Origin of the sequence: Pseudonocardia sp. SID8383, assembly GCF_009864975.1 — a bacterium.
GTDB classification, from domain to species: domain Bacteria; phylum Actinomycetota; class Actinomycetes; order Mycobacteriales; family Pseudonocardiaceae; genus Pseudonocardia; species Pseudonocardia alni.
Genome location: NZ_WWFY01000678.1, coordinates 1 through 206 on the forward strand (window position 1 = coordinate 1; position 206 = coordinate 206).

1 pseudogene is annotated in these 206 nt (G+C 81.6%); it reads right to left on the minus strand.

The window, feature by feature from the left end:
• A pseudogene (locus tag GTW08_RS16405) lies at positions 1–193 on the minus strand (hypothetical protein); the annotation flags it as partial.
• Positions 194–206: the final 13 nt, after the last annotated feature.

The window sequence follows — 206 nt, forward strand, 5'->3', positions numbered from 1 at the left end:
CGCCGGGCCGGGCGGCCCGGGCCCCGGACCGTTCCGCGGCGGTCGTGACGCCGGGTTCGACCGCGGCGGTCGCGGTGCCGCTGATCGTGACCGGGAGCAGCCCGACCGGCCGGACCCGCACCGTCACGACGACGAGATCGCCGTCGAGGCGCAGCTCCGGTTCGGCCCCGGCCGGGGCCAGCTGCGCGGCCACGGCCCGGCCCCGT